General features: G+C 64.1%; 11 protein-coding genes. 3 read left to right on the plus strand and 8 right to left on the minus strand.

The window, feature by feature from the left end; translation table 11 throughout:
• Nucleotides 1–45: 45 nt before the first annotated feature.
• Together XM1_RS19775 and XM1_RS19780 are read left to right on the plus strand one after the other, a co-directional pair.
• On the plus strand, nucleotides 46–549 hold the full coding sequence (locus XM1_RS19775; protein ID WP_068436532.1) for a GNAT family N-acetyltransferase: 504 nt from the start codon (nucleotides 46–48) through the stop codon (nucleotides 547–549).
• Entirely contained in the window at nucleotides 549–959 is a 411-nt protein-coding gene (locus XM1_RS19780) for an Rrf2 family transcriptional regulator (protein WP_068436534.1), read from the plus strand. Before XM1_RS19775 ends, XM1_RS19780 begins: the two co-directional genes overlap by 1 nt.
• 164 nt (nucleotides 960–1,123) lie before the next feature.
• Here XM1_RS19780 and XM1_RS19785 read toward each other — a convergent pair whose 3' ends face one another.
• Nucleotides 1,124–3,478 (minus strand): Tex family protein, encoded by a 2,355-nt coding sequence (locus tag XM1_RS19785; RefSeq protein ID WP_068436536.1) that lies wholly within the window; start codon nucleotides 3,476–3,478, stop codon nucleotides 1,124–1,126.
• A gap of 258 nt (nucleotides 3,479–3,736) precedes the next feature.
• Here XM1_RS19785 and XM1_RS19790 point away from each other — a divergent pair, with 258 nt between their 5' ends.
• Complete coding sequence (locus XM1_RS19790; RefSeq protein WP_068436538.1) at nucleotides 3,737–4,165, plus strand: hypothetical protein; 429 nt, start codon at nucleotides 3,737–3,739, stop codon at nucleotides 4,163–4,165.
• 4 nt (nucleotides 4,166–4,169) lie between these two features.
• On the opposite strand, the gene XM1_RS19795 is transcribed toward XM1_RS19790, so the two are convergent.
• The 7 genes from XM1_RS19795 to XM1_RS19825 all read right to left on the minus strand — a co-directional run bounded on the left by XM1_RS19795 (nucleotide 4,170) and on the right by XM1_RS19825 (nucleotide 10,557).
• A complete protein-coding gene (locus tag XM1_RS19795) occupies nucleotides 4,170–4,628 on the minus strand; it encodes a PilZ domain-containing protein (RefSeq protein WP_082700622.1) in 459 nt (152 codons plus the stop codon).
• Between the two features lie 83 nt (nucleotides 4,629–4,711).
• Complete coding sequence (locus tag XM1_RS19800; RefSeq protein ID WP_068436539.1) at nucleotides 4,712–5,098, minus strand: PilZ domain-containing protein; 387 nt, start codon at nucleotides 5,096–5,098, stop codon at nucleotides 4,712–4,714.
• A 138-nt stretch (nucleotides 5,099–5,236) separates the two neighbouring features.
• Nucleotides 5,237–6,796, minus strand: coding sequence for an alginate export family protein (locus XM1_RS19805; RefSeq protein WP_231920597.1), 1,560 nt, complete (start codon nucleotides 6,794–6,796; stop codon nucleotides 5,237–5,239).
• Between the two features lie 346 nt (nucleotides 6,797–7,142).
• A protein-coding gene (locus tag XM1_RS23630; protein WP_156428594.1) for an IS630 family transposase occupies nucleotides 7,143–8,094 on the minus strand; the annotation gives its coding sequence in 2 pieces (ribosomal slippage) (nucleotides 7,143–7,758 and nucleotides 7,757–8,094; 954 coding nt in all).
• 150 nt (nucleotides 8,095–8,244) lie between these two features.
• On the minus strand, nucleotides 8,245–8,493 hold the full coding sequence (locus XM1_RS19815; protein WP_068428062.1) for a hypothetical protein: 249 nt from the start codon (nucleotides 8,491–8,493) through the stop codon (nucleotides 8,245–8,247).
• A complete protein-coding gene (locus XM1_RS19820; protein ID WP_369815998.1) occupies nucleotides 8,490–9,698 on the minus strand; it encodes an IS91 family transposase in 1,209 nt (402 codons plus the stop codon). The genes XM1_RS19815 and XM1_RS19820 overlap by 4 nt, the downstream gene beginning before the upstream one ends.
• A 1-nt stretch (nucleotide 9,699) precedes the next feature.
• Nucleotides 9,700–10,557, minus strand: coding sequence for a tyrosine-type recombinase/integrase (locus XM1_RS19825; RefSeq protein ID WP_068428055.1), 858 nt, complete (start codon nucleotides 10,555–10,557; stop codon nucleotides 9,700–9,702).
• Nucleotides 10,558–10,694: the final 137 nt, after the last annotated feature.

A 10,694-nucleotide genomic window follows, 5' to 3' on the forward strand; every position in this document is an offset into this window, starting at 1 on the left:
ACCTCGTGCAGTAGAACGGTATGACCAGTACTGGAGACGGTCTTGATGGCAAATCCCCAATCGAAGCAATCAGAAAGAAAATGTGCTGTCCGCCTCGCCAAGGCGACGGACATACCGCAAGTGATTGCTATCGATACCGAGAATACTGGTTTATCGAAGGCCGAGTATTGGGAAGATTTGTTCGAGCGCTACAATAATCGCTCGACTGATATGGATGACGATACCCAGCCTAAATCCGTAAAACGGTACCGATTTTTCTTGGTGGCCTGTGACGGTGATACCGTTCTTGGATTCATCATCGGAGAAGTGCGCGCCTGGGAGTTCGGTTCGCCTCCCTGCGGCTGGATTTTCGCCGTGGGCGTGCGCAACAATATTCGCCAGGGCGGCGTCGGCCACGTTCTGCTCGATGCGCTGAACGACCGCTTCCGCAAGGCCGGCGTCAACAAGGTGCGCACCATGCTGGCCCGCGACGACACCCTGATCATGAGCTTCTTCCGCAGCCAGGGCATGATGGCCGGCCCCTTCATCCAGTTCGAGAAGGATCTCTGATGAAGCTCCAGAAAGCCACGCGCTGCGCGCTGTTCGCCATCCTGGAGCTGGCCTCGGGCCAGGACCGCCAGCTTTCAGCCAACGAGATCGCCGAGAAATACGGCATCTCCACCAACCATCTGGCCAAGGTGCTGCGCTCGCTGGGCCGGGTCGGACTGGTCGAGGCGGTGCGGGGCGCCGGCGGCGGCTACCGCTTTTCCGGCAACCGGCGGCGCACCACCCTTCTCGACATCATCCAGCTGTTCGAGACCATCGACCCTATCCGCCACGGCGAGCGGGAAGACGGCGACGACACCGCCGAGGGCAAGGGCCTGTGCCAGGTGCTGATGGAAATCGAGGACACGGCGCGCGCCACCTTCGCCTCCATCACGCTGGACACCATGCTGAAGCTGGTGGAAAAGAACCGGTAAGGGTTTTGCCGCTTCGCGGGCGGGCCATGGCCCGCACCCATTTGGAGGCGATGCCTCCAAGCCTCCTTTTCCTTTGAAAATCAAATCACCTGGAGGGTTCGGGAGGCCGCGCCTCCCAATGGGGGGATCGGGGGCAAACGCCCCCGAAGCTGCCCCTCCCCGCCCTATCGCTTCTGCTTGGCCTTGGCGAAGGCGGCGGCGAAGGCCCCACCGCCCTCATCCGGCTTGGGCGCCTGCTGGCGGGGAGCCTGGGGCGCCGGGCGGCGATCATCGCGGCGGGGCTCGTCCCGGCGGGCCGGCGCGGGCTGGGCGTCCATACGCATGGACAGCGCGATGCGTTGGCGCTTCATGTCCACCTCCAGCACCTTAACCTTGACCAGATCGCCGGGCTTGACCACCTCGTGCGGGTCCTTCACGAAGCGGTCGGCCAGCACCGAGATGTGGACCAGGCCGTCCTGGTGGACGCCGATGTCGACGAAGGCGCCGAAATTGGTGACGTTGGTCACCACGCCTTCCAGGATCATGCCGGGCTTGAGGTCATTCAAGGTCTCGACGCCTTCCTTGAAGGCAGCGGTCTTGAATTCGGGGCGCGGATCACGGCCGGGCTTTTCCAGTTCCTTGAGGATGTCCTTCACCGTCGGCTCGCCGAACTGCTCGTCGGTGAAATCCTTGGGGTCCAGCGAGCGGATGAAGGCCGAATCGCCCATCAGCTTCTTCACGTCGCGGCCGGTGGCGCGGCAGATGCGCTCCACCACCGGATAGGCCTCGGGATGGACGGCCGAGGCGTCCAGCGGATTGACCCCGCCGACGACGCGCATGAAGCCGGCCGCCTGCTCGAAGGCCTTGGCGCCCAGGCGCTCCACCTGCTTCAGGGCCTCGCGACTGGCGAAGGGGCCGAAGCGGTCGCGGAACTCGACCACATTGCGGGCCACGGTGGGGCTCAGGCCCGCGACGCGGGCCAGCAGCGGAGCGGAAGCGGTGTTGACCTCGACGCCCACCGCGTTGACGCAGTCTTCCACCACGGCATCCAGCGAACGGCCCAGCTTCACCTGATCCACGTCGTGCTGGTACTGGCCGACGCCGATGGCCTTGGGGTCGATCTTGACCAGCTCGGCCAGGGGGTCCTGCAGGCGCCGGGCGATGGACACCGCGCCGCGCAAGCTGACGTCCAGATCGGGGAATTCCTTGGCCGCCAGTTCGGAGGCCGAATAGACCGAGGCGCCGGCCTCGCTGACCACCAGCTTTTCCAGCTTGAGGTCGGGGTGGCGCTTCATCAGGTCGATGACCAGCCGGTCGGTTTCGCGCGACGCGGTGCCGTTGCCGATGGCGATCAGCCTGATGCCGTGCTTGCGCACCAGCTGGCCCAGGGTGGCCAGCGAGCCCTGCCAGTCGTTCCTGGGCTGATGGGGATAGATGGTGGCCGTCTCCACCACCTTGCCGGTGGCGTCGGTCACCGCCACCTTGACGCCGGTGCGGATGCCGGGATCGAGGCCGATGCAGTTCCTGGCCCCGGCGGGGGCCTGAAGCAGCAGGGCGCGCAGGTTGCGGGCGAAGACGTTGATGGCCTCTGCTTCCGCCGCCTCGCGCAGGCGGCCCATCAATTCTAACTCCAAATGCAGATGAATCTTGATGCGCCAGGCCCAGCGCACCGTTTCGGCCAGCCACTGATCGGCCGGGCGCTTGAGATCGCGGATGGCGAAACGCCGGGCGATGCGCGCCTCGAATTCGCCAGGGCCTTGAGAAACCTGGCCTTCGGGACGGGCGGCCTCGTCGGGCGTCAGAAGTTTCAGATTGAGAACGTTTTCGTTGCGCCCCCGGAACAGCGCCAGGGCGCGGTGGGACGGAATGGCCTTGATGGCCTCGCGGTAGTCGAAATAGTCCGAGAACTTGGCCCCGGCTTCCGCCTTGCCCTCGGCCAGGGTCGAGACCAGCACGCCGCCGTCCCACAGGGCGTCGCGCAAGTTGCCCAGCAGCTCGGCGTCCTCGGCGAAGCGCTCCATCAGGATCTGGCGCGCCCCGTCCAGGGCGGCCTTGACGTCGGCGATGCCCTTCTCCGCATCCACATAGTCGGCGGCGGCCGTCTCGGGCGTCAGGGACGGATCGCCCAGCAGCGCGTCGGCCAGGGGCTCCAGCCCCGCCTCGCGGGCGATCTGCGCCTTGGTACGGCGCTTAGGCTTGTAGGGCAGGTACAGGTCTTCCAGACGGGCCTTGCTGTCGGCCTCCTCGATCTGGCCCCGCAATTCGGGCGTCAGCTTGTCCTGCTCCTCGATGGAGCGAAGGATGGCGGCGCGGCGGTCTTCCAGCTCGCGCAGATAGCCCAGGCGCTCTTCCAGATTACGCAGCTGGGTGTCGTCCAGCCCGCCGGTGGCTTCCTTGCGGTAGCGGGCGATGAACGGCACCGTGGCGCCTTCGTCCAGCATCTCCACCGTGGTGGCCACCTGCGAGGCCTGCACCCCCAATTCACGGGCGATGCGGTTGGTGATGGCGGCCAGGGTGGCGACGGGAAGAGTGCTGGTCATGCTCGCTCGCGCTCAGTGACGACGGGAAGGTGGGGTTTAGCCAAAAACGCCGCCCGTGTCACGGCCCCAGATGTCCGGCAACCCCTGCGGGACGCCGGGGCCGGCACGGATGCCGCTTGCGAGACCTAGGTGACGATTCTTGACGCCAAGATGAACAAGTGTGAGGAGAAAAAACAAGTTGTTTCAAGCGTTTGACTCAGCCCGGGCCACTCCTTATCTCTTGTGGATGGCGACGTGACGTCTTAGGCGGAGGACCTCATGTTTCTCTGGAACATGGCCCTGGAGACGGGCATTCCCGAAGTGGATCAGGGCCGCAAGCGCCTGTTGGGCGCCATGGCCGATTTCTTCCAGGGCATGGACGACCCCGCCCTCAATCAGTACATCCTGGCGGGCCATACCGGCGCCATCTTCAACGCCATGAAGGCGGCCTTCGCCGCCGAGGATTCCTTCCTCCAGGCCCATGGCGGAGAGGGGGGCGAACGGCACCAGATGAACCATGCCGCCCTGATGGCGGCCTTCGTCGACCTGTGCCGCAAGCTGATCCCCAAGATCAAAAATCACAAGCAGGCCCAGCAATGCTGCCTGGAGATCTACCAGATGGTGGACGAGGTGCTGTTCCACCACGTCACTAGGGAAGTGGCGGCCTATCGCGATCTGGCGCGGATGCAGGTCAAGAAGGCGGGTTAGGCGGCTAGTCTTCCGCCTCGACCATCCTGCGGATGGCGGCCGCCATTTCGGCCTCCTGACGGGCTTCGGCCTCGGCCCGGCTTTCGATATGGGCCCTGGGCGTGGAAACGCCTTCGGGCTCCCTCAGCACCTCGAGACGGAAACGGCCGCCCAACAGCCGCGAGACCTCGTCCAGGGACAGGGGCTGCTGGAACCGGCACCCCGCCAGATCGCCGTTCGCCCACATCACCGTGGCCGGCATGACCGATTCCTCGTCCCGGATGACGATGTCGCAGGGAACGGGCAGAAGCGCCGCCATGGCCATGTCCGGCTCGTCGAAACGCAGCTTGCAGCCGCCGCGGGAAGCATCGGCCAGGACCGCGCGGCTTTCCTTGCCGGCAAAGAGGCAAACGCACTCCGCGCTGCTGCGCAGGCGGGTAAATTCGCGCCGGTTGACATGCTCAAGCTGGTCCTCGGAAGACATGACCAAGCCTCGAAAGCGTTTCACCGCCTTCCATACTATGTCACGCCATTGACAATTGACAGCCCGGAACAGGCGCCCAGGGGTCACGCCTGAGGGGATGCTTCCGGCCCGGCTTCGGGCTTCACCGGCGGCACCAGCTGCAGGCGGAAATGGCCGGTCATCATGCGCACCACGTCGTCCAGCGACAGGTGCTGATAAAAACGGCAGCCGGCCAGACCGTTGCTGGCCCACATGATGGTGGCATGCATCTTGGAGAACTGGTCGACGATGACCATGTCGCGCGGCAAGGGCATCATGGCCGCCATGGCGGTCTCGGCCTGTTCGAAGCGCAGCTTGAACCCGCCCCGAGACGCGTCCAGCAGATAGACGCGGCTTTCCATGCCGTCCAGCACGAAGGTGCATTCGGTGCCGCATTGCTGCCTGGAAAACTGGCGCTTGTTGTCGGTGGCCATGCCATTGTCGGGTGCCAAGGCGTCTCTCCCCGCCATACCTCATAATCCGATAATAATATGGCCTAGAGGTTAAGAAGTTTCCAGCCCCTCCCGAAAAGCAAGACCCCCGGCCCCTTCCGCTGGGGAAGGGAACCGGGGGCCTTGTCGACGCAGATCCTAGAACTTCACGACCAGCGAGGTCTCGCCCAGCAGCCAGGTCTTGTTCGGCATGCTGGCGGGGCTGGAGTTGTTGGAAATGTTCTGCTTGTAGCCCTTGCCCGGGGTCGCCATGCCGAAAGCGGCCGACAGAGCGACATTGTCGCTGATGGCCCATTCGGCGGCAAAGTCGATTTCCTGGGCGAGGTCATCCGACCTGACGTTGCTCAGCTGGGTCTTGGCGTCGTACTTGTAGTCAAAGGCCAGGACGGAGAGCTTCAGGTCATCACGCGGATTCACGCTGAAAGTCAGCTGGTGAATGTTCACGTTGGAGTTGGAGATCACATAGTTGCCGACGATCTCGCCGATGAACCAGGTGCCGAAACCTCGGGTGATGGCGTTGTAGAAGAAGGGATCGTAGGCCGTCTTCTTGGCATCATTGGGGTCCTTGTCGCCCGAGAAATGGGCATAGCGGTAGGACAGCTTGGGCGTCCACATCACGTTGGACAGCTGGTAGCCCGGCTCGATGTAGTAGGCCTCGGCGTCCAGGTCGGCATTGTGAGTGCTGTTCTTTTCCTTCACGACGTTGCCGTAGAACGAGAAGTCCGGCAGGAAGGAAAGCGGATTGCCGCCCACGTGGAAGGAGAACACGTTCATGCCGTCGCGGGCCGAGGACAGGGTATTGGTGACCGTGGAGTTGGTCTGCCCCTGGCCGAAGCTATAAACATTACGGCTGTCGGCGCCCACCACCCGGAAGTAGGTAAAGCCGGCGTACCACTTGCGGTCGGCGTAATTGGAGGCGCCGTCCGGAGCGGGCTTGCCCTCGACCTGATCGGCATTGCCGAACAATTCGATATTGCCGCCGATCACCGAGGTCTGGGCGTTTTCGTACAGGCCGGGCAGCATCACCGAATTGGAGGCGTTGTTCTTCAGGTAGAACACGTCGCCACGAACATTGTCCGACGAGACCTTGGCCACGCCGGTCTGGGCGAAGGCGGTCCGGGACTGGGTCCAGAACATGCCGCGCTTGCCGATGTTGTTGGTGCCGTTGCTGATCAGGAAGCCGTCGGCGACGCGGAAGCTCTGGCGGCCGCCCGACAGGTCCAGGCCGTTCTCGTCGAGGCCCAGGCCCACCAGGGTCTTGCCCGACTTCCAGCCGCCGTACAGGTTCTCCAGTTCGACCATCCAGGGGTGGCCGTAGGTGGTGGAGATCAGCGAGGGCTCGCCCGAACCGCCGGTCATGGTGAACTGGCCGCTGACGTCGCCGTAGAAGGTGCCGTAATTTTCGGTCTCGTACGAGGCCTTCAGCTCGGGGTGAAGGAAGGTCTCGGACCAGTTGCCATGCCCGGTGATGCGCTTGCCGGGAGAGCCGGCGTTGTTGGTCCACGAGCCGGCGCCGAATTGGGCGCCCGGGCTGGTGAACAGGGTGACGCCGCCGCTGAAGGCGCCGTCAATCTTCAGGCCGCCCTGCTCGTACAGCGAGAAATCGGCGGACGCCGGCGTCGCCGCCAGACCGAGAACCGCCGAAAGAATCGCACCCGAAACCAGGGAACGGCGACGAAGATTGTGTCGATACATCATTGACCCCCTCGATGAACTGCCAGAGTTGCCGGGATAAAAGCAACCGGCATGCCAAACCGTGTTTGCCCGATCCGCCTAGCCTTCGCGCCAAGCCGCGCCGGCAATCTGCTGAATTCGTAAGCAGGTCCGTCATACATGAGTGATTATTGGGCAGGCAACCCCGATTCCAACCTTCGGCTGCCTTCGGACGCGCAATGCGCCGCACCGTTGCCAAAAAGCAACGCTTGTCAGATTCATGACATAAAGCGGAAAACCCCGGATTCTCCGAGGACGAGAGGCGTCGCCCGGCCAAGCCGGGCGACGCAGGATTTCTCCGACACCGTGGACGGCCTAGAGCAATTCGCGATCACACTGGTTCATATCCGGCAGCCTTGAAGAAATTTCGGCACTCTTGAGGTTCGTAGAGATCGCAGATTCGGCCGATGGCGTCCCATAGGTCCTGAATGGTCCTGGCAGCCGTTTTTCTGAGGTGTGCCTTGAGCTTCGAGAAGGCCATTTCGATGGGATTGAGGTCGGGGGAATACGGCGGCAAGAACAGCATGAAGGCACCACGATCTTGGATGATCCGTTCTGCCCGAGGACTTTTGTGAGCTGAGAGATTGTCGAGGATCACGACGTCGCCCGGCTCCAGGGTTGGGGCCAGTTGGGTCTCGATATAGGCCTCGAACATCTTCCGGTTCATCGGGCAATTGATGACAAAGGGCGCCACCAAGCCATCATGACGCAGCCCGGCGATGAATGTTTCCGTCTTCCAATGTCCGAAGGGCACAGCGGCTTTCAACCGCGCCCCTTTGGGTGAGCGGCCCCGCAGACGGGTCATTTTGGTATTGGTTCCGGTCTCGTCGAGGAACACCAGGCGATGGGCCTGACGCCGCATCAGCGGTTGGCGGCCTTTAATCCACTCCTCGCGCAGCAACCGGACGTCCGGCCTCATCTGCTCGGACGCAACCAAAGTTTTTTTTATAGGTCAGCCCCTGTGCCCGGAGAAACCGGGCAAGGTTGGAAAGATGGATTTGAACGCCCCGCTCGGCCAGTTCTTTGGTTAAATCGGCCAGCGAGATATCCGGAACCTGCTTAACACGCAGCAGCACATAGGCCCGATGGTCGCCCAATTTACTGCGCCGATCACCGCCTTGCCGCTTTGGCGCCACCGTCCCACTCGACAGATATTGCGCCACATAGCGTACCGCCGAGCTCACCGAGATATTGAAGACACTGGCCGCCTGTCGGCGCGAATGGCCAGCCAGAACATATCGCGCAACACGGTCGCGCAGATCTACGGATAAAGGTCGAGTCATCGTGGGCCACCTCCACAGGAAGTGAATCACGATTAGCCGCGCCTGTGAATCTGGAGGGTTCTCTGAGGTCCGGCCGGTACGACGGCAGCCTCAAAGGAGCCGGACCTCTGAGAAGCCGGATTGAACGAAACCGCGGGACGCAGACGAGGTCTATGGGGATTTGGCCGTGGCGGTGGGTGCGCCGGGCGGCTGGGGCGGTGAGATGACGGCCGAGGGGGCGTTCACGGGCGCGGCGGCCAGGACCAAAATTGCGGCGGCGGTTGCCGTGAGGTGCCGATCGGCGGCAATCGCGCTGACCATGATGGGCGCCAGGACACGATGTGGGCGACCGAGCGCGATGCCGACGGCCAGCGTCGGTGCGAGCACGGTTCCCAAGAGCAGGCACGGTACGGCGGTCATGACGTGTCGATCCGGTAGGCGGCATGGCCGGCCGGTGATCGAGGGATGGCGCCGAGCGGCGCCATAGTGCCGCCGCAGCATGGGCAGCGGCGGAGGTCGTGGCCGGTGAGGCGGTGATGGCGGTCGCGGTAGTCGTCGGGCGTCCCCGCCGTGACCGTTGCCGGCGCCGGCACGGCCAGCAGGCGACGGCAGTTTTCCAGCTTGGCCGCCCGCTGGCCGTTGGCGAGGAATCCGTAATGACGGATGCGGTGGAAGCCGTCGGGCAAGACGTGGAGCAGGAAGCGGCGGATGAATTCGCCGGGCTGCAGCGTCATCACCTTCTGCTTGTCGTGATGACGATAGTCTTTCCAGCGGAAACGGACCGAGCCGTCCGCGATCTCGACCAGGCGGCTGTTGGCGATGGCAACGCGGTGGGTGTAGCGGCCGAGATAGGCCAGCACCTGCTCGGGGCCGCCGAATGGGCGTTTGGCGTAGACCACCCAGTCGGTTTTGCGCAGCGGCGCCAGATGGCGGGCAAAGGCGGCCGGCTCGGCGAGGGCTGCGAGGTCGGAGAAGAAGGCGAGCTTGCCCGCCAGGAACGCCGCCGTCATTTGGGCCAGAAACAAGCGGCGGAACAACCGGGACAGCACACGCACCGGCAGGAAGAAGCCCGGACGGCAGGCGACCCAGCGGCTTCCGTCCGGCGACAGGCCGCCGGCCGGCACCACGCAATGGAGATGGGGATGGTGCTGGAGCGCCTGTCCCCAGGTGTGCAGCACGGCGACGAAACCGGGTTCGGCGCCGAGATGCCTGGGATCGGCGGCGATGGTGCGCAGTGTCTCGGCTGTCGCCTTGAACAGGATGTCGTAGACCACCGCCTTGTTGTGGAAGGCAATGGCGGCGATCTCGGCCGGCACGGTGAAGACGACGTGGAAGTATGGCACCGGCAGCAACTCGGCTTGGCGGTCGGCCAGCCACTGGGCGCGTGCCAGCCCCTGGCATTTGGGACAATGCCGGTTGCGGCAGGAATTGTAGGCGATGCGCACCAGCCCGCACGCACCACAGGACTCGCTATGGCCGCCCAATTGCGCCGTTCGGCAAGCCTCGATGGCGGCCATCACCCGGCGGCGGCCGCGGTCGAGATGTCCATCCTGGGCAGCCCGCCATGCACTGCCGAAGCGGCGGAACACGTCCGCCACCTCCAGTCCCCCGGCCATGGCTGCCATCTCAGGACGGCGGCACCACCATCAGGTCGAGGCCGTCGAGTGGGCTGGTCGTCTTGGCGATCATTGCGTTGGAGACCTGGGTGTAGCGGGCCGTGGTCGACAGATTGTTGTGGCCGAGCAGCACCTGAATGATGCGGATGTCGGTGCCCGCTTCCAGCAGATGGGTGGCAAAGCTGTGGCGCAGGGTATGAACGGTGACGCACTTGTCGATCCCGGCGGCGGCACAGGCCGAGCGGCACGCGCAATTCAGCACATTCGGCTCGATCGGCTTGTCCTCGCGGCCGGGAAACAGCCAATGCCCGGGCCGCGCCAGCCGCCAATAGGTGCGCAGGATGCCGAGCAACTGCGCCGACAACATGACGTAGCGGTCCTTGCGCCCCTTGCCCTGCTCGACCCGGATCACCATCCGGCCGCTGTCGATGTCGGCCAGCTTGAGCGCCACCACCTCTGATACTCGCAGCCCGGCGGCATAGGCCGTGGTCAGCGCCGTGCGGTTCTTCAGGCTGGGCACCGCCTCCAGGAAGCGCACCACCTCGTCGGCGCTCAATACTACTGGCAACCGCCGCGGCTGGCGGGCATAGGTGATCCGCTCCGGGGTCTCGGGGCACCGCAGCGTCACCCCGTAGAAGAACCGCAGCGCCGCCACAAACTGGTTGAGGCTGGCCCACGAAATCCCCTGCGACACCAAGTGGACCTGCCACGTGCGCACGTCTTCAAGGTCGAGCCGATCCGGCGATCGATTGAAGAAGCGGCTGAACTTCGAAACCGCATGAAGGTAGGATCGTTGCGTCGCCGGCGAAAGATTGCGGACCGTCATGTCCTCGATCATGCGGCGACGCAAAGGGCTCAATTCGGCCATCGGGGGCCTCCTGTCTGTAGGGGGGGGCGTGGAAAACCAACCTTCTCAGACAGGAGCCTTCGCCGTCCCCTCAGGCTCCAATACCGCGCCAGCGGTTTCGTTCAATCCCCTGCGATTCCGTTAGATCGCGAACCGCT

Source organism: Magnetospirillum sp. XM-1 (assembly GCF_001511835.1).
Classification (GTDB): Bacteria; Pseudomonadota; Alphaproteobacteria; order Rhodospirillales; family Magnetospirillaceae; genus Phaeospirillum.

What these genes read in the sequence shown, in the direction of transcription:
- XM1_RS19775 (WP_068436532.1), top strand. Translation starts at nt 46, where the DNA reads ATGGCAAATCCCCAATCGAAGCAATCAGAAAGAAAATGTGCTGTCCGC.
- XM1_RS19780 (WP_068436534.1), top strand. Translation starts at nt 549, where the DNA reads ATGAAGCTCCAGAAAGCCACGCGCTGCGCGCTGTTCGCCATCCTGGAG.
- XM1_RS19785 (WP_068436536.1), bottom strand. Translation starts at nt 3,478, where the DNA reads ATGACCAGCACTCTTCCCGTCGCCACCCTGGCCGCCATCACCAACCGC.
- XM1_RS19790 (WP_068436538.1), top strand. Translation starts at nt 3,737, where the DNA reads ATGTTTCTCTGGAACATGGCCCTGGAGACGGGCATTCCCGAAGTGGAT.
- XM1_RS19795 (WP_082700622.1), bottom strand. Translation starts at nt 4,628, where the DNA reads ATGTCTTCCGAGGACCAGCTTGAGCATGTCAACCGGCGCGAATTTACC.
- XM1_RS19805 (WP_231920597.1), bottom strand. Translation starts at nt 6,796, where the DNA reads ATGATGTATCGACACAATCTTCGTCGCCGTTCCCTGGTTTCGGGTGCG.
- XM1_RS19815 (WP_068428062.1), bottom strand. Translation starts at nt 8,493, where the DNA reads ATGACCGCCGTACCGTGCCTGCTCTTGGGAACCGTGCTCGCACCGACG.
- XM1_RS19820 (WP_369815998.1), bottom strand. Translation starts at nt 9,698, where the DNA reads ATGGCAGCCATGGCCGGGGGACTGGAGGTGGCGGACGTGTTCCGCCGC.
- XM1_RS19825 (WP_068428055.1), bottom strand. Translation starts at nt 10,557, where the DNA reads ATGGCCGAATTGAGCCCTTTGCGTCGCCGCATGATCGAGGACATGACG.